This is a genomic window from Pseudomonas sp. NFX15 (genome assembly GCF_049132105.1).
GTDB lineage: Bacteria > Pseudomonadota > Gammaproteobacteria > Pseudomonadales > Pseudomonadaceae > Aquipseudomonas.
Window position 1 is genome coordinate 108,869 of sequence record NZ_JAFMPV010000017.1, and the last position, 19,415, is coordinate 128,283.

The following is a 19,415-nucleotide window of genomic DNA, read 5'->3' on the forward strand; positions in this document are numbered from 1 at the left end:
GCGGGTCTTAAGCAAAGCGCCTTTACCGGCAATTTACCTTCGGCTTACGTAACAGGAGATTTATCCAAGACACTGAAACACAAATGAAAACGGCCTGGACAGAGCCAGGCCGTTAAACATTGTAAAGCTGCCTTACTTGAGAACGGCCAGAGCCGCTTCATAGTTCGGCTCGTCAGCGATTTCGCCAACCAGTTCGCTGTGCAGCACATTGTCGTTTTCGTCCAGCACCACAACGGCGCGAGCCGTCAGGCCTTTGAGCGGGCCATCCGCAATGGCCACGCCGTAGTTCTGGATGAACTCGGCACCGCGCAGGGTCGACAGGTTCTGTACGTTTTCCAGGCCTTCGGCGCCGCAGAAACGGGCCTGGGCGAACGGCAGGTCAGCGGAGATACACAGCACGACGGTGTTGGCCACGTCGTTGGCCTGGGCGTTGAACTTGCGTACCGAGGTCGCGCAGGTCGGGGTGTCAACGCTTGGGAAGATGTTCAGCACTTTGCGCTTGCCGGCAAAGTCTTTCAGGGTGACGTCGGACAGATTGCCGGCAACCAGGGAAAAGGCTGGCGCCTTGGAACCGGCTTGTGGCAGTTGGCCGTTGACTTGAACCGGGTTGCCTTTAAGAGTGACTTGAGCCATGAACGGAGTCCTTCTGAACGTTGTGGTGGAGAATTTTGACGAGGCCGAAGTTAACCACGAAATGGTCCGGTGACCTATGGTCAAACATAAATTGTCATGTGTCAGTGCGCACAACTGGATACAACCTACAAAACTGTAGGAGCAAGCCTGCTCGCGAAAGCGAAATGTCAGTCAACATTGCAGGTGACGGGTCTGACGCTATCGCGAGCAGGCTCACGCCTACAGGTGGGTGGGCGTACGTAATTACAGAGTACGCCCTCACCCGCCGTAAACCGGTGTTCATGACGAAAGGTACAGGTCCTGTCATCGACGCAAATTTTTGCTAACAACCCTGTCGAATTGCGCCACCGTCGTTCGACTATAAATCGAACCACTCAACTGCAACGGAGACGAGACCATGCGATTCATGATCATCATCAAGGCCAGCGCGGATTCCGAAGCCGGGGTTATGCCCAGCCAGGAACTGTTGACCGCCATGGGCAACTACAACGAAGAACTGGTCAAGGCCGGCATCATGCTGGCGGGCGAAGGCCTGCACCCGAGCAGCAAAGGCGCTCGAGTGAAATTTTCAGGCAATCAGCGCTCGGTCATCGACGGCCCTTTCATCGAAACCAAGGAGCTGATTGCCGGTTTCTGGTTGTGGAAGGTGAAGTCCCGGGAAGAAGCCATCGAGTGGGTCAAGCGCTGCCCCAACCCGATGCCGGGCACCGAGGCCGAGATCGAGATTCGCCAGGTGTTCGAAGCCGAAGATTTTGGTGCCGAGTTCACACCTGAACTGCGCGAGCAGGAAGAGCGGGTGTGGGAGCAGGCGAAGAAGAACTGAGCTTGACTGGCTATGGCTTCGGTTTTCTGTGGGAGCGAGCCTGCTCGCGAAGAGGTCGTCACATTCAACACCTATATTGACTGACTGACCGCCTTCGCGAACAGGCTCGCTCCTACATTGACTCGATGGTCACTTAACTTGTTCGGGCAAGCGCTTGTTTCGCATTAACTTTCCAGTACACAAAAACAACGAGAAGCTGCACACAAAACCAAAGAATTAATTCATTCGACTGGCTAACTCGTGGTTAGATGCTAACTTCATCTGACGCGTCCTACGGCTCGTTCAGAAAAGGATTACGCAGTAACGGCCAAATATAAGGGCCGAGTGCCCAAAATGAGCCACCAGGGAATCGGGGGAATCATGTCGAATAATACGCAGATGCGCGCCTTTCTTTTGGCGACTTCGCATGCGCCTGTTTTTTACGTCGGGGGAACACTTTATCGCCCCGATGTCCGCACCCTCCGTTCCTGCGCTCCACTGCCCCCAACAGCTGTTTCCCCAATTCTTTCAAGGTGTTCGGCAAGCGATCGCCCCGCGCCTATGGCAATGGCCGCCATCGACCCCCTACAAACAAAAAACAAGTGGAGTCACTCATGATCAGGCCATTAGTAGTGCGCCCGCTGTTGGCGCTGTGCATGGTCAGCAGCAGTTCGTTGGTCCTGGCGGCCGAGGGCGGTGTCGGACGGCCGATCACCGGCCAGCAGGTGTTTTCCGATGCCGGGATCGTGCCGCCGGAGCCCGGCTGGGTCATGTCCCTGACCAGCATCTGGTACGACGGCGACCTGAAGGGTAACGCCCAGGTGCCGTTGGTTGGCGCGGTCAGTACCGGGGTGGACATGAAGGTTTCCTACACCATGGCCAACTTCACCCATGTCTGGGACACCGGCAAGGGTCGCTGGAATTACGCATCCGCTGTCGGCGTGCCCGTGCAGTACACCGACATCTCGGCCAACATCACCGGCCCTCGCGGCCGAACACTGGGCTCCTCGGACACGGGCACCCAGTTCGCCGACATGCTGGTTACGCCGATTGCTGCCGGCTACCACTTCGACGAGCTCAACCACATCGCGTTCTCGCTGCCGATCTACCTGCCGACCGGCGCCTACAACGACAACCGCCTGGCCAACCCCGGACAGAACACCTACACCTTCATGCCGACCGTGGCGTTCACCCACCTGGACGGCAAGGGCGGTGAATTCACTCTGTCGAGCGGACTGGAGTTCTACACCGAGAACGACACCACCGATTATCGCAACGGCAACATCTATACCCTCGATGCACTGTGGACCCACGGCTTTGGTAACGGCTGGAACGCCGGGATCGCCGCCGGTTACATCCAGCAAGTCACCGATGACTCGGGGTCGGGCGCCGACAGCGGCTTCCGTGGACGTTCCGTGGGTGCCGGGCCGACCATGGGCTGGACCGGCAAGTTCGCCGACGCGCAGGCCAACTTCAACTTGCGTTGGGTGCCGGAGTTCGACACCAAGAACCGCCCTGAAGGCAACGGCATCAGCGCCAACATGACTTTGGCGTTTTTCTAGGAGACCGCATGAGCGCACTCAACGACCTCAACGCCCTGCAAGCCAGCATCGCCGAAGCGGTGCTCGGGCAGGATCAAGTGATTCGGCAGATGCTCGTCGGCTTGCTCGCCAATGGGCACTTGCTGCTTGAAAGCTTGCCGGGCCTGGCCAAGACCCGCACCGTCAAGTCACTGGCCAAGCACCTGGACGCGAAGATGAGCCGCATCCAGTTCACCCCGGACTTGCTGCCCTCAGACATCACCGGCGCCGAGGTGCTGCACCAGGTAGAAGGCAAGAATGAAATCCGTTTCCAGCCCGGCCCGCTGTTCGGCAACTTGATCCTGGCGGACGAAATCAACCGTGCGCCAGCCAAGGTCCAGGCCGCGTTGCTTGAAGCCATGGAAGAACGCCAGATCACCGTGGCCGGCAACAGCCATCCGTTGCCGGAACTGTTCATCGTGGTCGCCACCCAGAACCCGATCGAACAGGAAGGCACGTACCCGCTGCCGGAAGCGCAGATGGACCGTTTCCTGATGAAGGTGCTGCTCGATTACCCGAGCGCGGAAAACGAAAGCCAGGTGCTGCGCCTGTTGCGCGAAGAGGAACAGGCCCTGGGTGCCAAAACCGCTGCCGTGCAAGGCTTCTCGTTGTCGCAGGACGTGGTGTTCGCCGCGCGCCGAGAAGTCAGCGCCGTGCACGTCTCCCCCGCCATCGACCGCTACCTGATCGACCTGATCAACGCCACCCGCCACCCGGCCGACTACGACGCCGACCTCGGTCGCTGGATCAGCATCGGTGCCAGCCCCCGTGGCGGCATCGGCCTGGATCGCTGCGCCCGCGCCGACGCCTGGTTGCAAGGCCAGGATTTCGTTTCGCCCGATAACGTTCGCGCCGTGGTGCACCCGGTGCTGCGCCATCGCCTGCAACTGAGCTACGACGCGGTGGCCGATGGCGTGAGTGCCGATCAAGTGCTCGACCGTCTGCTCGATAAAGTGGCGATCCCGGCCTGATGACCATGAACAGCGTCGACGGCCTGGTGTATGTCTCTCTGGCGCAGTTGATGGCCTTGGAGTTCAAGGCCCGTGACCTGAGTTTTCTGGCGCGCCAGCCACAAGGCAGCATCCTCGCCGGCAACCACGCCTCGCGTTTGCGTGGCCGTGGCCTCAACTTCGATGAGCTGCGCCGTTATCAGCCGGGGGACGATTTGCGTCACCTGGACTGGCGCGCCTCCCTGCGCACCGGCAAACCGGTGGTACGGACATTCACCGAAGAGCGCGACCGCCCGGCGCTGATCCTCGTCGACCAGCGCATGTCGATGTTTTTCGGCTCGCAACGCAGTTTCAAATCCGCCGTCGCTGCCGAACTCGGCGCCCTGGCGGCATGGATGGTGTTCAACGCCGGTGACCGCGTCGGCGGCCTAGTATTCAACGATCAATGCATCGAGAGCATCGCCCCGCTGCGCAGTCGCAAGCGCATCGAGGCACTGTGCAGCCGCATCGCCCAGCAGAACCAGGCCCTCAACGCGGCCAACCCGGACGCCGAAGGCGAAGACCAGCTCGACAAGGTGTTGCAGCATTGCCTGGCCGTCGCCGGTCACGATCACCTGATCTGCATCGTCAGCGACTTCGCCGGAGCGGGCGAACGCACCTTGCAACTAATGCGGCAACTGACGGCGCACAACGACGTGATTGCCATGCAGGTCTACGACCCGCTGGCGCTGAACCTGCCGAAGAACGGCCGCGTGCTGGTCACCCAGGGACAATTGCAGGTGGAGTTGGCGGTAGACCGGCAACAGGTGCACCAGCCGCTTGGCGATTTTCTCAGTGGCCGGCTCAAGGACGTCGCCACCTTGCTGCGCCGCAGCCAGGTGCCGTTGATGATGTTCAGCACCGCCCTCGAGGCCCATGAACAACTGCGTGCCGAACTCGGCAAGCTCGCCGGGGGACGCCGATGAACCCCGCGATCCCGAGCATCGACCAACTCAAGGAAATGGCCCTGCCGGCACCGGTCAGTTACGCACCGCAAACCTGGGGTTGGTGGGCATTGCTGGCGCTGCTGATCGTGACGCTGCTGGTGGTCGCTGCACGGCGGTATTGGCAGTGGCGGCGCGATCGCTATCGACGCGAGGCGTTGGTGCGACTGGAGGAGTTGCAACGACGCAGCAATGACCTGAATGCGTTGCGTGAGCTTCCTGAGTTACTCAAGCGCGTGGCGATCTCCATGCCAATCACCAAACCTGTAGGAGCCGGCTTGCCAGCGAAGAGGCCCTTACATTCAAAATGGAAGTCGACTGACAGGACGCCTTCGCTGGCAAGCCAGCGCCTACAAGGTCCCGAGGCACTGGGAAATGAGGATTGGCAGGCGTTTTTGCAGCGGCACAGCAAGCAGTCGTTGCCCGCCGACTTCAGCCAGCAATTGGCGCGCCTGGCCTACGCGCCTGACGCCCTATTGCGAGCCATGCCGAGCGAACAGCGCCAACAACTATTCAGCACCTGCAAAACCTGGGTGGAGCGTCATCATGTGGCAGCTTGATTACCCCTGGTTGTTGGTCCTGCTGCCGCTACCGTGGTTCGGCTATCGCTACCTCGCCGATTACCGCGAGGCCCGCAGCGCCGTGCGCGTGCCGTTTTTCGGCGCGATGAGCCGTGCGGTCGGCCAATCGCCGAGTCAGGCTGGCACCCGCAGCAACCGCTGGCAATTGTTCCTGAACCTGCTGGTGTGGGCACTGGTGCTAGTGGCGGCGAGTCGACCGGTGCTGGTGGAAAAACCCATTGAGCGCCAGCAGCCGGTGCGTGACCTGATGCTGGCCATCGACATCTCCCAGTCGATGGAAACCACCGATTTCACCGATGCCAACGGCCAGAAAATCAACCGTCTGGCCGCGGTCAAGGACGTCGTGCACGGGTTTATCGACAAGCGCAAAGAAGATCGAATCGGCCTGATCGTATTCGGTACCGGCGCCTATCCGCAGGCGCCCTTGACCCTCGACCACGCCAGCCTGTCACTGTTGCTGGACGACACCGGCATCGGCATGGCCGGCCCCAACACGGCCATCGGCGACGCCATCGGCCTGAGCCTCAAACTGCTGGACCAGGCCCACGAGCAGGAAAAAGTGCTGATCCTGCTCACCGACGGCAACGACACCAGCAGCGCCATCACCCCGGATCACGCGGCCGAGATGGCCGCGGCCAAAGGCGTGGTGATCCACACCATCGGCATCGGCGACCCAAATGCCGAGGGCGAAGCCAAGGTCAACCTGCAAGGTCTGAAGGCCATTTCCGAAGCCACCGGCGGGCGTTTCTTCCGCGCCGAAGACCGCACTGCGCTGGACCAGGTCTACAGCACCCTGGACACCCTCACCCCGCATCAGGTGAAAACCCTCAGCCACCAGCCCAAGCGCGATCTGTTCTGGTGGCCACTGGGCGCGGCCATCGCCCTGCTCGCGATTTATCACTTGGGCGCCCTGCTGATTCCGCGCCTGATGCTCGCCCGTCAACGGCAGGAGGCCTGATGGACATCAACCTCAGCGACTTCCATTTCCTGCGCCCGGTGTGGCTGTTGCTCGCGGTATTCGGCGCCCTGCTGCCTTGGCTATGGCGACACAATCAGGACCTGCAACGACGCCTGCGCAGCAACATCGCCGCGCACTTGCTGCCGCACCTGCTGATTACCCCCCAAGACTCGCATCGCTTGCGCCCGGTGCATCTGGTGTGCGCGCTGCTGGTCCTCGGTGCCATCGCCGCCGCCGGCCCGACTTGGGAACAGGATCGCCCGGACTTTCTGGAGAACCGTGCGCCGCTGATTGTCGCGGTCGATCTGTCGCCGTCGATGGACGCCAACGATGTGCCACCGAGCCGCCTGGAGGCGCTCAAGCACAAACTTCACGACCTGATCCAGCGCCGCGCCGGTTCGCGCAATGCCTTGATTGCCTATGCCGGGAGCGCGCACCTGGTCTTGCCCGCCACCGACGACCCCGCCTTGCTCGACACGTTTATCCAGGCCCTGAGCACCGACCTGATCAACAAACCGGGGAAAAATGTGGGTGCAGTCATCGAGCAGGCCAAGCGCCTGCTCGCCGCCGAAAAAACACCCGGCACCCTCTTACTGATCACCGATGGTGCGGACACGTCGTCACTGGCCGGGCTCGACAAGCAACTGGCCGACAGTGAGTTGCAAGTATTAATTTTGGCAGCCGGCAGTGCCGACGGCGGGATCATCCGCGATGCGAACGGCCAGCCACGCATCGACAGCAACGGTCGACCGCAACTCGGCAGCTTCGATCAGGATGCCCTCAAGCAACTTGCATCAGCACTGGATGCTCCGCTGGGCAGCCTGACCCTCAACGATGACGATCTGGACTGGATCGAGCTGCACGCCGAACAGCACTTCCAGTCGGCCAGCGACGAACAGCGCGAACTGCACTGGAAAGACGCCGGTTACTGGCTCTGCTGGCCGTTGCTGTTGCTGGCTTTCTTCAGCGTGCGCAAAGGCTGGAGCCTGAACTGGATGGCCGGCTTGGTGCTGGCGGTGGGTTTGGGGCTGCAACCGGCACCGGCCCAGGCCAACGCACTGACCGATGCCTTTTTTACCCGCGACCAGCAAGGTCGCTGGGCCTTCGAGCACGAACACTACCCGCAGGCGGCAGCGCTGTTTGTCGACCCGTACTGGAAAGGCGTGGCTGCTTACAACGCGGCCGATTTCGACCTGGCACTCGCCAGCTTCGCGCGCCTGGACACGCCGCAGGCGTATTTCTACCTGGGCAATATTTATGTGCGGCGATTCAAGTTCGATCAGGCCATCGCGGCCTATCAGCAAGCGTTGAAGTTGCAGCCGCAGTTCCCGGAAGCCACGGCCAACCTGGCGCTGGCCATTGCCTTGCAGAAAGACACCGAAAGCGCCGAGAAAAACACCCCACACGTCAAACCCGACGAGATCAAGATGGACAAGGCGCCGGGCAAAGGCCAAAGCAAAAAGGTCCAGACCCAACAAGCGGCGTCGGATGAGCAATGGTTGCAGAACCTGACCACGTCGCCGGCGAAATTCCTCAAGCAGAAGTTCAGCTTGCAGGATCAGGCGGGGGCCAAGCCATGACCAACCTGAAAACCCGAGTTGCGGCCTTCGCGAGCAGGCTCACTCCTACAGTGGATTTGTGTGCCCCCTGCAGGAGCGAGCCTGCTCGCGATAGCAATCGCTCATCCACCACCGCAATCGGCACCTTGCTCCTTTGCCTGATCAGCACCGCCACCCTCGCCGCCGAACCCGAATTGCGCGTCAGCGCCAGCCTGCAACCCGCCGAGTCCGTCATGGTCGGCAGCCTGGTCGAACTGCAACTGGACGTCGTCACCGACACCTGGTTCACCGACGCTCCCACCCTGCCCGACCTGAAGTTACCCGGTGCACTGGTAATGCCACCAGACGGCCACGCCGTCCACCTGAACCAGACGATCGACGGCAAGTCGTTCAGCGGCCTGCGCTACAGCTACCTGATCGCGCCGAACCTGGCCCAGGGTTTCGACATTCCCGCGCTGACCGTGCGGGCCACGCCCGGTCAGGCAACCACTGCGATTAGTGCCCAGAGCCAGCCGCTGCATTTCAGCGCAACCCAACCACCAGGGTTCGCGTCCGGCGAGCCGGTACTGGTGGCCCAAGCGCTGCGCTTGACCCAGAAGACCATTAATTCGGCCACGCCCTTGAAGGTCGGCGACAGCATTACCCGAGAGCTGACCCTGCAGGCCGACGGCGCTCTGGGGATGTCCTTGCCGACGCCAACCCTGGGCGAGATCAATGGCCTCAGCCGCTACCCGAAAGCCCCACAGGTCGGCAATCTGACCGACAGCCGTGGCGGTTTTACCGGTGGCCAGCGCATCGACAGCGTCACCTACCGCATCGACCAGCAAGGCCACTACAGCCTGCCAGCCATCGAGGTGAAATGGTGGGATGCCAGCAATCAGAAAGCTCGCACTGTCAGCGTGCCCGCCATCACTTTCGAGGCCGCGGCCAATGCTGCCTACAAACCGGTGTTTTCAATCGCCGAGGACCTGAAAAAACTCGGTCAGAACAATCGCCTGCACTTGCCCGCGCATGGGTTCGCCTTTGGCGCACTGCTGTTGGGGATAGTGGCACTTGGCTGGTTCATCCGCCCGCTCGTACGTCGCGTGTACCTCAAGTGGCAAGCCCGACGCCTCGCCCGACACGCCGCGTGGCTCGAGTCTGCCGACTATGCCTGGCGCCAGATACCGGCACAGATTGAAGGCCAGCCCGCGCAACTCAGCGCCCTTTACCTGTGGACCCGACGCAGCCGCCGCGGCCTGAAACTGACAGGCCTCGGCCCGCGCCTGCAAACGTTCCTGCGCGCCTGTTACGGGCGAGAGCCGAGCAAAGATCAAGCGCTGCGCCGAATCAAGGAATCCTTGTCTACGCTACATAGTCAGGCCGAGCGCAACAGGGAATCAGTCGCTGCTGCACTGCATCCACTCAACCCCGTTCACGAGAAGGATTTCCCATGACGAATTCGATATCGCTGCGCCATCATCGGGCATTCAGCTTCCTACTGACGCTGGCGTTGAGCCTGCCGTTGCTGGTGCAGGCGGCCGAGCCGCTGCCCTCATGGAACGATGGAGCGTCGAAAAAGCAGATCATCGAGTTCGTGCAGACCGTCACTGATCAAACCAGCAAGGACTTCGTCAAACCCGAAGACCGCATCGCCGTGTTCGATAACGACGGCACGCTGTGGAGCGAGCAACCGATGTACTTCGAGTTGCTGTTCGCCCTCGACGAAGTCAAGCGCACGGCGCCCCAGCACCCGGAATGGAAAACCACCCAGCCGTTCAAGGCTGTACTGGAAAACGATCACAAGGCGCTGGCCGCCGCCGGCATGGACGGCTTGCTGAAAATCGTCGCCGTGACCCACTCCGGCATGAGCACCGAAGCTTTCGACGATTACGCCAAGACCTGGCTGAGCCAGGCCCGTCATCCGAAAACCGGCAAGCCGTACACCGAAATGATCTTCCAGCCGATGCTGGAATTGCTCGATTACCTGCGCAGCCAGGACTTCAAGACCTACATCGTCTCAGGTGGTGACACCGGGTTCATGCGCGCCTTCGCTGAAAAGGTTTACGGCGTCCCGCCAGAGCAGGTGATCGGCACCACCTTCGTCACGGCGTTCCAGTTCAAGGATGGCCAGGCGTCGATCCTGCGCACACCAAAACTGGCGCATAACGATGATGGCCCTGGCAAACCGGAAAGCATCGACGCGGTGATCGGCAAACGACCGATCCTCGCCTTCGGCAACTCCGACGGTGACTTGCAAATGCTCCAGTGGACCGCTGCCGGTTCCGGCAAACGATTCATGGGCCTGGTGCATCACACCGACGCCAAACGCGAATGGGCATACGACCGGCAGTCGCAGATCGGTCGCCTGGACAAAGCCCTGGATGAAGCAAACAAACGTGGCTGGACTATCGTGGACATGGCCGCCGAATGGCGCCGGATCTATCCGTTCGATGCCGCCACACCCGAGCAAGTGCAATAAAAGACGTAACGCAGGACCGCAATAAACGTTTGTCGCCGTACGCGACGCAAGTAAGCATAAGGAGCCAGTCAGATGACTCGCATACGTAAGTGGATACCGAAACTCGCCCTGGTGGCGACAACGGTCATGGCCTTTTCGGCAACCGCCGGGGCCGCTGAGAAGCCAAACATCCTGGTGATCTTCGGCGATGACATAGGCCAGACCAATATCAGCGCCTACTCGATGGGCGTGGTTGGCTACAAGACCCCGAACATCGACCGGATTGCCAAAGAAGGCATGATGTTCACCGACTACTATGCGGAGAACAGCTGCACCGCGGGCCGGTCGTCCTTCATCACCGGGCAGACGCCACTGCGTACCGGGCTGTCCAAAGTGGGTATGCCAGGCGTGCCGGTCGGGCTGCAGGCAAGAGACGTGACTATTGCCCAGGCACTGAAGGCCCAAGGCTATGCAACGGGCCAATTCGGCAAAAACCACTTGGGGGACAAAGACGAATACCTGCCCACCAACCACGGCTTTGACGAGTTCTTCGGTAACCTCTACCACCTCAATGCCGAAGAGGAGCCAGAGCGTCCCTACTGGCCCAAGGATGATGCTGAATTCGTCAAGGCAGCCTCTCCGCGTGGCGTGATCCACAGTTTTGCCGACGGCAAGATCGAGGACACCGGCGCATTGACCAAAAAACGCATGGAAACCATTGACGACGAAACCACCGCAGCCGCTCAGGCGTTTATCGAGAAACAGGCCAAGGCGGACAAACCGTTCTTCGTCTGGATGAACACCACCCGCATGCATGCATTCACCCACGTGCGCGAATCCATGCAAGGCCAAAGCGGCATGGTCGGCAACGAATATGCCGACGGCATGATCGAGCATGACGGTGACGTTGGCAAACTGCTGAAAACACTGGATGACCTGAAGCTCACCGACAACACGATCGTGGTCTACACCACCGACAACGGCCCTAACCAATGGTCGTGGCCGGACGCTGCGACTACGCCGTTCCGCAACGAGAAAAACTCCAACTGGGAAGGCGCTTACCGGGTTCCGGCGATGATTCGCTGGCCAGGCAAGATCAAACCAGGTGAAGTGTCTACCCAGATGGTCTCCGGGCTGGACTGGTTCCCGACATTGCTGGCCGCGGTAGGCGATACCGACATTAAGGACCGCCTGCTCAAAGGGGCTGATGTCGGTGGGAAGAACTTCAAAGTGCATCTGGACGGCTTCAACCAGCTGGATTACCTGACCGGTAAAAGCGCCAAGAGTGCACGTGACGAGTTCTACTACTTCAACGATGACGGTGTTCTGGTGGGCATGCGCTTCAACGATTGGAAAATCGTCTTCTGTGAGCAGCGTGCGCCTGGTGGCCTGAAGGTGTGGAGCGAACCGTTCGTCTGCCTGCGTGTGCCAAAAATGTTCAACCTGCGCATGGACCCCTACGAGCGTGCCGACGTCGTGTCTGACCAATATTATGATTGGCTGACCAAAAACGACTATCTGATCTTCGACGGTACCCGCAGAGCTGCGAAATTCCTGCAGACCTTTGTCGACTATCCACCAAGCCAACGTCCGGCGAGCTTCAGCATCGACCAGATCCGCGAAGCGGTGGATGCGAAAATCGCAGAAAAAATGAAAAACGCTAAATAAGACCGCTTGACCGCCGCTCGCCCTCACCGGCGAGCGGACTTATTTTTGCATGCGAACACATTCTTCTGTAGGAGCTGGCTTGCCAGCGAAGGCGGCATCAAGGTCAACAAAGCTTTGCCTGAGCCACCGCTTTCGCTGGCAAGCCAGCTCCTACAAAGGGTTTGTGTTGAATTCGAATTTTGCGCAAGGCAACAGATCCATGACCTCACGTGTCGCCAGCAAGTCGTCGGCCATACCTGCCCCTCAAGTCGCCTCCCCGGCGTTGTTGGTCCCTGCCCTGTTGCTGTTTGTCTCCGGTGCCGCAGCACTGGTGTACCAGGTGCTGTGGATCAAACAGCTGTCGTTGGTGGTCGGCGTCGAGGTCTATGCCATCACCACCGGGATCAGCGCGTTTTTCGCCGGGCTGGCCTTGGGCGGCTTGCTGTTCGGCCGCTGGGCGGATCGACTGCAGCAACCGGTTCTGCTGTATGCCGGACTGGAAGTGCTGGTGGCGGTACTGGGTGTTGGTGCGACCTTCACCATGAGCCTGGCGGCCAGCCCGTTTGCCTGGCTGGAAGAACACGTCGGGTTGGTTGCCTGGGTGTTGCCCTTCGCGCTGGTGGGCATTCCCGCGCTGCTGATGGGTGGCACCCTGCCGGTGCTGGTTCGCTCGCTCGCCGCCGACCCACAGCACCTGGGCAAGGCTGGCGGCCAGTTGTATGCGGCGAACACCGCCGGGGCCATCGCCGGCACCCTGCTCGCCGCGTTCCTGCTGATCGCCACCCTTGGCGTGCGCGGCAGCGCACTGGCCGCCGCGATGCTCAACCTGCTGGCCGCCGCAGGCGCCTTGTGGTTGCAGCGCCAGCACGTGGCACCTGTTGATGCGCCGATCAAACATCACAGCGAAAAAGCCCCGGATCGCCTGGCCCTGTGGCTGTACTCGATTGCCGGCGGCGTGGCCCTGGGCTACGAAGTGGTGTGGTCGCAATCGATCGTGCAGTTCATGAGCACCCGCACTTACGCCTTTGCCGTGGTGCTCGCGACTTACCTCACCGGGTTGTTCCTGGGCAGCCTGCTGCTGGCCCGCCGGGTCGATCGCCTGCGCGATCCCTGGGGCGTGTTCGGTTTGCTGATCGTCGGGGCCGGGGCGATTGCCTTGCTGGAAGTGGCGTTGCTCGGACGCTGGCTGGTGCTGGCGCAAACCCTGGCGGAAAGCTGGGTGTTGTCAGCGGGTGGCAGTGAACTGGCCGGCATGAGCACGCGCTTTGCCGTTGCCGCGCTGAGCATCGTGTTCGTCCCTACCCTGCTGCTGGGCGCTGCGTTCCCGTTGGCCCTGCGCCTGAGCGTCGGCGGCGAACAGGTCGGGCGCCATGTCGGCCAAGTCGTCGCCTTCAATACCCTGGGCGGGATCATCGGCGTGATGCTCTGCGGTTTTGTCCTGATCCCGATGCTCGGGCTGGTACGGACATTGGGCCTGCTGGCATTGATCGCCGCTGCCATTGCCTACCTTGCCGTGCGCAAAGGCCATGGCGTGAAGAAAGGCCGGCGGCAGGTGGTGGTTGCCATCGGCCTGGTGTCGCTGGCACTCGCGGTGTTCACCCCAGTCAACAAACTCGCCAGCCTGCTGCCGGGGGCGCGCAACGGCACGCTGACATTCTATGAAGAAGGCCGTGGCGGCACCGTCGCCGTGGTTTCCCAGGGCAAGGGCGAACGAACCTTCCAGCGTTTGTACATTCAGGGCGTGTCCAATACCGGCGACGCCATGCCGTCGTTACGCTACATGCGCATCCAGGCGTTGCTGCCGCTGTTGATCCACAACGGTGAACCGCGCTCGGCGCTGGTGATCGGTTTCGGAACCGGCATTACCGCCGGCGCCCTGACCCGCTACCCCGGCCTGGAACACCGCGTGGTCGCCGAACTGCTGCCCTCGGTGATCAAGGCTGCGCCGTTGTTCAAGGGCAATTTCAATGCTGCGTCCGACCCCGGTGTCGATGTGCGCCTGCGTGACGGTCGCCAGGAGCTGCTGCGCAACCCGCAGCGCTACGACCTGATCACCCTCGAACCGCCGCCACCGTCCGCGGCCGGCGTGGTCAATCTGTATTCGCGAGACTTCTATCAATTGGCCGCCAGCCGCTTGCAGAAACAGGGCCTGGTCGCCCAATGGCTGCCGCTGCCGACGCAGAACATCGACGACTCACGCTCATTGGTGCGCAGTTTCCTCGACGTGTTCCCCTACGCGAACGTGTGGAGCAGTGAGTTCCACGAGATGCTGCTGGTGGGTTCGATGGAGCCGATTGAACTGGACGCCGCGAAGATCAACGCGCGTTTCCAGCAGGACAGCGTACGCAGCACCTTGCAAGATGTCGGCATCGGTTCGGCCGCCGCGTTGCTCGCTACTTGGGTGACTGACCGTGCGGGGCTGGAACGTTTCGCTGGCGACGCGCAACCGGTGACCGACGATCAGCCGAAGATCGAGTACGCACCGTGGGTTCGCGCCAACGAAATCAGCCGCGTGCTACCCGCCCTGCTCGACCTGCACCAGCCGCCCGTCGTGTTGAATGCCGACGACGGCTTCATCGAGCGCATGAACACTCAGCAGCAACGCCTGATGCAGTTCTATCGGGCCAGCCTGCATGCCTATGACGGTGACCGTGATGCCTGGGCCCGGGATATGCGCGAGGTGATGCGCTGGGATTCGGCGAATCCGTATTACCGCTGGTTTGTCGGGGAGTGATAGATCGCTTTCGCGAGCAGGCTCGCTCCCACAAGGGTATGCATCCCTCCTGTAGGAGCGGGCTTGCGCGAAGGGGCCATCCGCCGCACAAACAATGTCATTTGACACACGCCGGCCATCCGGCAAAGCTGCACCCAGCCTGACGGCAATCGCACCTGGACCATGGAAGTCGTAATGCCGAAACATAAAAACAAAGCTGCACAGCCAAACCCTGATTCGCAATCGACCCTGATCAACCGTTACCTGTTCCCCGTCATCATCGGCATCCTGCTGCTGGCCGTGGCGGGCATTGGCTGGTTTTTGCTGAGCAGCACGCCGACACCGCCCAAGCCCGTGGCGGTCAGTGCCTCGGCAGTCCAACCGATCAAACCGCCACCGGTCGCGGTTGCAGCGGTGCCGGCCAAGATGGTCGATGAGCAGCAATGCCAGGGCTGCCACGGCGAGCAGGTCAAGGACTGGCAAGGCTCCCATCACCAGTTGGCAATGCAGCCAGCCAACGCCGAGACCATGCTCGGCGACTTCAACAATGTCACCTTCAAGGCCGAAAAAGAGACCACGGTGTTCGCGCGCAAGGGCGACGAATTCTGGGTCAACACGCCGGGTATCGACGGCAAGAATGCCGATTTCAAGGTCGCCTACACCTTCGGCATCGCACCGTTGCAGCAATATTTGATCGAGGTCGGCGAAGGTCGGCTGCAAGCCCTCGGCGTGGCCTGGGATACCGAGAAACACCGCTGGTTTCACCTGTATCCGGGCCAAGGCGTGACCTTCAAGAACCCGCTGCACTGGAGCAAACCGAGCCAGAACGCCAACTTCATGTGCGTCGAGTGCCACACCACCGGTTACAAGCGCAATTTCGATGCGGCAAAAAACACCTTCGACAGCCACTGGAACAGCCTCGGCGTTGGCTGCCAGGCCTGCCACGGCCCAGCCTCCAATCACCTGGAATGGACGGCGAAGAAGACTGACCTGATCCACGCCGGGTTCGCCGTCGATCTCAAGGACAAGAACGCCACCGTCGAGATCGAAACCTGCGCCCGCTGCCACTCGCGCCGCGCCCCGCTGGACGACGGTTACACAGTCGGCAAACGGCTGATGGACGACTACTTGCCAAGCGTGCTGACCCGTGAACTGTACGCGCTGGACGGCAAGATCAAGGATGAAGTGTTCGAACACGGCTCCTTTGCCCAAAGCAAGATGTTCGACAAGGGCGTGCGCTGCAGCAACTGCCACAACCCGCACAGCACGCAGCTGAAGGCGCCGGGCAATGGCGTGTGCCTGCAATGCCACAACACCGCGGGCAAGACCACCGTGGAAGGCGTCGACGGCCGGGGCCTGCAAGCGAAAAACTACGATTCCATCGAACACACTCGCCACACCATGGGCCAGCCAGGTTCGCAGTGCGTGGATTGCCACATGCCCGGCAAGTTCTACATGGGCAACGATTTCCGGCATGACCACAGCTTCAGCATCCCCAACCCCGAGCGGGCGAAAAAACTCGGGACGCCGGATGCCTGCCTGACCTGTCACCAGGGCAAGGCCGGCGACAAGGTCACCGAGCAGTTCAAGCTGTGGAACACCGCCAGCGCCAGCGCCGTGCAGGCGCCGCGCTACGATGAAAGCCTGTGGCTGATCCGCAACGGCCAGGCCGGTGCGGCCGACGCCTTGTTCGAGCAATTGCAGCGCAGCAACCTGCCGGCAATTCAACGGGCGACGCTGCTCACCGAACTACCGGCCTATCCGAGCGAACAGGCGTTGAAACTGGCGACCAAGGACCTGTCCAACCCGGCACCACAGGTGCGCGAGAGCGCGGTGCGAGCGGTCAGTGCGTTCCTGCCGCCGGCTGAGCGTGCGCCGTTGTTCACGCCGTTGCTGAGTGACCCGGTACGGGCCGTACGCATCGCCGTCGCCCGCGACCTGCTCAGCCTGGCACGCACGGGCCTGGGCGCCGATCAGGAGCGCTGGAACGCTGCCATCGGCGAATACGAAGCGGTGCAGAAGAGCCTGGCCGAGCGCGCCGAAGCCAACCTGAACCTGGCGATGCTGCACCAGGCCGATGGCCGCACCGGCGAAGTCGAAGGTTTTCTGCGTACCGCCCTGCAACGCGACCCGGACTTCTACCCGGCGCTGGTGACCCTGGTGCAATGGCTGGAGGCCAATGGGCGCAGTCAGGAAGGTCATGGCTTGTTGGCGCAAAGCCTCAAGGACCATCCTGACTCCGGCTTGCTGCAACACACACAGGGCCTGGCCTTGATTCGTGCCGGCCAGGCCGCCCAGGCCATGCCATACCTGCAAAAAGCCGCGCAACTGGAACCACAGAGCGGCCAATTCGGTTATGTGCTGGCGGTAGCGTTGCATGACAGCGGAAAAATTGATGAGGCGTGTGAGGAGCTGGAGCGGCTGCTCAAAGAGCAACCGTCCAATCGCAATGCGCGTTTGTCGCTGATCCAGTACTACCTCGACAACGGCCATGAACCCAAGGCGCAGGTACTGTTGCAGGGCTGGAAAAAGATGAACATGGGCGATCCGGCACTGAAATGATGTCGGTCTTCGCGAGCGGGCTCGCTCCCACAGCGGATCGCCGATCCCCTTGTAGGAGCTGGCTTGCCAGCGAAGAGGCCATCAGCCTCCCCGCTATCACGAAGTCATTCGATCAGCGTTTCAACCCCGATCCCGCGGAATCAACCCCTGCAACTGCTGCGCTAAAAAGTTCGCATCGAACGGGAACACATCCGGGTCTTTCAACCCATTGGTCTTGCGCCATTGCCAGCCATTGGACGGCGGCTGGCAAACCAGCGAGACGCTGCCGAAACGCGCAGCGGTCAAGCCCATCACCGCCAATGAAATCTGCCCGCCCGCCCCCATCACTTCCGGGACAAACTCCACTGGCCTGCCGGCAATCACAATGGACAGTTTCTCGGTCTTGAACGTCGAGGTTTCGACAGGAATGCTCGGGCCCGAAGCGACATAGGCTTCGCGGTTCACTTCCAGCAGGTTCGGCGCCAGTACCGGCTCCAGCCACTGCACGATCTGGTCGAACAGTTCGCTGATACAGGCCGTCCACACGGCCGATTGTGATTCGAACACCTGCTTCTTGTGCGCTTCGCTTTCAGCGTAGTGGCGCAGCATTTCACCCAGTTGCTGTACATCGTCCATTGCGGGGTTCCTTTGGTCGCAGCGGTGTTACGGACAGTGAGCATGGCAGATGCGCGACGCCCCTGCGCGACTAACAGCCGGGAGGTACGGCCGGCGTTTGCCCTGGGCGACTGACTCAACCGGCCCTGGGCGTGCGGCGCAGGCGCGCCATGCTCAAGGTGTCTACCAACACGCCGTCGCGCACGGCGTAGTCACGCAACAGGCCCTCGGTTTCAAAGCCGAACTTGTGGTACAGGGCAATGGCTGCTTCATTGTCGGCAAACACTGAAAGCTCGATGCGCTGCAGGTTCATCCAGTTGTCGGCGATATCCAGCGCTGTCGCCAGCAGCTTCGAACCCACGCCTTTGCCCTGCCACGCCAGCGCAACGCCCATGCCGAAACTGCCGGCATGGCAGCGACGAATCCTTGAATATTGTTCCAGGCCAATATTGCCGATCACCGTGCCTTGATGCAGCGCTACGATTTTCACCAGCCGTTCGTTGTCCACGGCCAGGCGGTTTCGCCAGATTTCCGTGGATTGATACGGCATTTGCAAGGTTTGCCGCCCGATCTGTGGGTCGTTGTAGAGCGCGGTGATGCCTTCAATGTGTGAATCATTGAAACGTTCGAGGGTGATGGCGGGTTCGGTGATGGGCATGGGTGAATCATCCTTGAAGCAGACATGGCCGTTTACTCTATAACGCCTTTACGCCAACAGCCAAAACAACTGAAGGAGCTGCTGGCTTGCCAGCGAAGGCGGTGTGTCAGGCGACATCACTTCTGATCGTTCCGGCCTCTTCGCTAGCAAGCCAGCTCCTACAAAGGTCTCGGGGTGTTCACGGTATCCGCGCCTGGCTTCAATCCCGTGTAGGAGCTGGCTTGCCAGCGAAGGCGGTGTGTCAGGCACCATCGATGCTGGACATGCCGGCCTCTTCGCTGGCAAGCCCGCTCCTACCGGTTTGCGGGTGTTCACGGTACCGGCGTCTGGCCTCAATCCCGTGTAGGAGCTGGCTTGCCAGCGAAGGCGGTGTGTCAGGCACCATCGATGTTGGACGTGCCGGCCTCTTCGCTGGCAAGCTGTTGTGGCTCAATATTTATGGACCATGATGTAGGAGTATCAACCTAAGGAAGCATCATGGGATTTCGGATCGTTACTGCCGAAGAGAAGGCGGAAGCTGTGCGCTTGGTCGTGGAAATGAAGTACTCAATTCCCAAGGCATGCCAACAGACAGGTGTGGGACCTACGGCGCTGCGTCGCTGGGTTTTGCGATGGCGCAAGGAGCAGGTAGGAGCGGCGCAGAGCACTCGCCCGCAGGATCAAGACCTGATCGATTCATTGCAGGCCAGACTGGCATTACTGGAAGCTGAGAATGACGTTCTAAAAAAGCAGTTGCCCTCTCATCTCAAGGTGCT

Annotated in this window: 16 protein-coding genes; 13 read left to right on the plus strand and 3 right to left on the minus strand. The window is 61.0% G+C overall.

Annotation, left to right across the window (positions count from 1 at the left end):
• Positions 1 to 132: 132 nt before the first annotated feature.
• Positions 133 to 633: a thiol peroxidase gene (tpx, locus tag J1D76_RS18455; RefSeq protein WP_421139707.1), complete on the minus strand. Its 501-nt coding sequence runs from the start codon at positions 631 to 633 to the stop codon at positions 133 to 135.
• A 397-nt stretch (positions 634 to 1,030) separates the two neighbouring features.
• Here tpx and J1D76_RS18460 point away from each other — a divergent pair, with 397 nt between their 5' ends.
• The 12 genes from J1D76_RS18460 (at position 1,031) to J1D76_RS18515 (ending at position 17,408) form a co-directional block, all read left to right on the plus strand.
• Entirely contained in the window at positions 1,031 to 1,456 is a 426-nt protein-coding gene (locus J1D76_RS18460) for a YciI family protein (protein WP_421139708.1), read from the plus strand.
• Positions 1,457 to 2,049: 593 nt separating this feature from the next.
• A complete protein-coding gene (locus J1D76_RS18465; protein WP_421139709.1) occupies positions 2,050 to 2,997 on the plus strand; it encodes a SphA family protein in 948 nt (315 codons plus the stop codon).
• A gap of 8 nt (positions 2,998 to 3,005) precedes the next feature.
• Positions 3,006 to 3,986, plus strand: coding sequence for an AAA family ATPase (locus J1D76_RS18470; protein WP_421139710.1), 981 nt, complete (start codon positions 3,006 to 3,008; stop codon positions 3,984 to 3,986).
• A complete protein-coding gene (locus tag J1D76_RS18475; protein ID WP_421139711.1) occupies positions 3,986 to 4,930 on the plus strand; it encodes a DUF58 domain-containing protein in 945 nt (314 codons plus the stop codon). Before J1D76_RS18470 ends, J1D76_RS18475 begins: the two co-directional genes overlap by 1 nt.
• Positions 4,927 to 5,508 (plus strand): DUF4381 domain-containing protein, encoded by a 582-nt coding sequence (locus J1D76_RS18480; RefSeq protein ID WP_421139712.1) that lies wholly within the window; start codon positions 4,927 to 4,929, stop codon positions 5,506 to 5,508. Before J1D76_RS18475 ends, J1D76_RS18480 begins: the two co-directional genes overlap by 4 nt.
• Positions 5,495 to 6,487, plus strand: coding sequence for a vWA domain-containing protein (locus tag J1D76_RS18485; protein WP_421139713.1), 993 nt, complete (start codon positions 5,495 to 5,497; stop codon positions 6,485 to 6,487). Before J1D76_RS18480 ends, J1D76_RS18485 begins: the two co-directional genes overlap by 14 nt.
• Complete coding sequence (locus tag J1D76_RS18490; RefSeq protein WP_421139714.1) at positions 6,487 to 8,067, plus strand: VWA domain-containing protein; 1,581 nt, start codon at positions 6,487 to 6,489, stop codon at positions 8,065 to 8,067. The genes J1D76_RS18485 and J1D76_RS18490 overlap by 1 nt, the downstream gene beginning before the upstream one ends.
• Positions 8,064 to 9,482 (plus strand): hypothetical protein, encoded by a 1,419-nt coding sequence (locus tag J1D76_RS18495; protein ID WP_421139715.1) that lies wholly within the window; start codon positions 8,064 to 8,066, stop codon positions 9,480 to 9,482. The genes J1D76_RS18490 and J1D76_RS18495 overlap by 4 nt, the downstream gene beginning before the upstream one ends.
• Complete coding sequence (locus J1D76_RS18500; protein ID WP_421139716.1) at positions 9,479 to 10,507, plus strand: HAD family hydrolase; 1,029 nt, start codon at positions 9,479 to 9,481, stop codon at positions 10,505 to 10,507. The genes J1D76_RS18495 and J1D76_RS18500 overlap by 4 nt, the downstream gene beginning before the upstream one ends.
• A 72-nt stretch (positions 10,508 to 10,579) precedes the next feature.
• The gene (locus J1D76_RS18505; RefSeq protein WP_421139717.1) at positions 10,580 to 12,154 is read left to right on the plus strand and encodes an arylsulfatase; all 1,575 of its coding nucleotides are present in this window, start codon (positions 10,580 to 10,582) and stop codon (positions 12,152 to 12,154) included.
• Positions 12,155 to 12,353: 199 nt separating this feature from the next.
• On the plus strand, positions 12,354 to 14,867 hold the full coding sequence (locus J1D76_RS18510) for a fused MFS/spermidine synthase (RefSeq protein ID WP_421139718.1): 2,514 nt from the start codon (positions 12,354 to 12,356) through the stop codon (positions 14,865 to 14,867).
• 174 nt (positions 14,868 to 15,041) lie between these two features.
• Entirely contained in the window at positions 15,042 to 17,408 is a 2,367-nt protein-coding gene (locus J1D76_RS18515) for a tetratricopeptide repeat protein (protein WP_421139719.1), read from the plus strand.
• A 120-nt stretch (positions 17,409 to 17,528) separates the two neighbouring features.
• On the opposite strand, the gene J1D76_RS18520 is transcribed toward J1D76_RS18515, so the two are convergent.
• Both J1D76_RS18520 and J1D76_RS18525 read right to left on the minus strand, forming a co-directional pair.
• Complete coding sequence (locus tag J1D76_RS18520; RefSeq protein WP_421139720.1) at positions 17,529 to 18,023, minus strand: hypothetical protein; 495 nt, start codon at positions 18,021 to 18,023, stop codon at positions 17,529 to 17,531.
• A gap of 115 nt (positions 18,024 to 18,138) precedes the next feature.
• Entirely contained in the window at positions 18,139 to 18,660 is a 522-nt protein-coding gene (locus J1D76_RS18525; protein ID WP_421139721.1) for a GNAT family N-acetyltransferase, read from the minus strand.
• A gap of 477 nt (positions 18,661 to 19,137) precedes the next feature.
• On the opposite strand from J1D76_RS18525, the gene J1D76_RS18530 reads away from it, so the two are divergent.
• Positions 19,138 to 19,415 (plus strand): transposase (locus J1D76_RS18530; RefSeq protein WP_421139722.1); only part of this gene is annotated, 278 nt, incomplete at its 3' end.

What these genes read in the sequence shown, in the direction of transcription:
- J1D76_RS18525 (WP_421139721.1), bottom strand. Translation starts at nt 18,660, where the DNA reads ATGCCCATCACCGAACCCGCCATCACCCTCGAACGTTTCAATGATTCA.
- J1D76_RS18515 (WP_421139719.1), top strand. Translation starts at nt 15,042, where the DNA reads ATGCCGAAACATAAAAACAAAGCTGCACAGCCAAACCCTGATTCGCAA.
- tpx (WP_421139707.1), bottom strand. Translation starts at nt 633, where the DNA reads ATGGCTCAAGTCACTCTTAAAGGCAACCCGGTTCAAGTCAACGGCCAA.
- J1D76_RS18510 (WP_421139718.1), top strand. Translation starts at nt 12,354, where the DNA reads ATGACCTCACGTGTCGCCAGCAAGTCGTCGGCCATACCTGCCCCTCAA.
- J1D76_RS18520 (WP_421139720.1), bottom strand. Translation starts at nt 18,023, where the DNA reads ATGGACGATGTACAGCAACTGGGTGAAATGCTGCGCCACTACGCTGAA.
- J1D76_RS18460 (WP_421139708.1), top strand. Translation starts at nt 1,031, where the DNA reads ATGCGATTCATGATCATCATCAAGGCCAGCGCGGATTCCGAAGCCGGG.
- J1D76_RS18490 (WP_421139714.1), top strand. Translation starts at nt 6,487, where the DNA reads ATGGACATCAACCTCAGCGACTTCCATTTCCTGCGCCCGGTGTGGCTG.
- J1D76_RS18485 (WP_421139713.1), top strand. Translation starts at nt 5,495, where the DNA reads ATGTGGCAGCTTGATTACCCCTGGTTGTTGGTCCTGCTGCCGCTACCG.
- J1D76_RS18470 (WP_421139710.1), top strand. Translation starts at nt 3,006, where the DNA reads ATGAGCGCACTCAACGACCTCAACGCCCTGCAAGCCAGCATCGCCGAA.
- J1D76_RS18465 (WP_421139709.1), top strand. Translation starts at nt 2,050, where the DNA reads ATGATCAGGCCATTAGTAGTGCGCCCGCTGTTGGCGCTGTGCATGGTC.
- J1D76_RS18495 (WP_421139715.1), top strand. Translation starts at nt 8,064, where the DNA reads ATGACCAACCTGAAAACCCGAGTTGCGGCCTTCGCGAGCAGGCTCACT.
- J1D76_RS18505 (WP_421139717.1), top strand. Translation starts at nt 10,580, where the DNA reads ATGACTCGCATACGTAAGTGGATACCGAAACTCGCCCTGGTGGCGACA.
- J1D76_RS18500 (WP_421139716.1), top strand. Translation starts at nt 9,479, where the DNA reads ATGACGAATTCGATATCGCTGCGCCATCATCGGGCATTCAGCTTCCTA.
- J1D76_RS18475 (WP_421139711.1), top strand. Translation starts at nt 3,986, where the DNA reads ATGACCATGAACAGCGTCGACGGCCTGGTGTATGTCTCTCTGGCGCAG.
- J1D76_RS18480 (WP_421139712.1), top strand. Translation starts at nt 4,927, where the DNA reads ATGAACCCCGCGATCCCGAGCATCGACCAACTCAAGGAAATGGCCCTG.